Source organism: Gilvimarinus sp. 1_MG-2023 (genome assembly GCF_030548285.1).
The window spans coordinates 1-301 of sequence record NZ_JAUOSC010000700.1; the positions used below are offsets into that span (position 1 = coordinate 1).

Sequence of the window (301 nt, forward strand, 5' to 3'; positions counted from 1 at the left end):
GGTCAGCAAGCCACCGATCTCTGGGTATTTATCAAAGACTACCGGGGTAACACCGTTGCGAACCAGTACATCAGCCGCACCCAAACCAGCAGGACCCGCACCAATAACAGCAACGCGTTTGCCCGTCGGTACGACTTTGGACATGTCCGGTTTCCAGCCCATCGCAAATGCCGTATCGGTAATGTATTTCTCTACATTACCAATCGTCACTGCCCCAAACCCGTCGTTCAGAGTGCAGGAGCCTTCACACAAGCGGTCTTGTGGACACACTCGGCCACATACTTCTGGCAGCGTGTTGGTC

Annotated in this window: 1 protein-coding gene; it reads right to left on the reverse strand. The window is 54.2% G+C overall.

Annotation, left to right across the window (positions count from 1 at the left end):
- The coding region (locus Q4563_RS18680; RefSeq protein WP_303605577.1) for an NAD(P)-binding protein at positions 1 to 301 on the reverse strand (301 nt) is incomplete at both ends.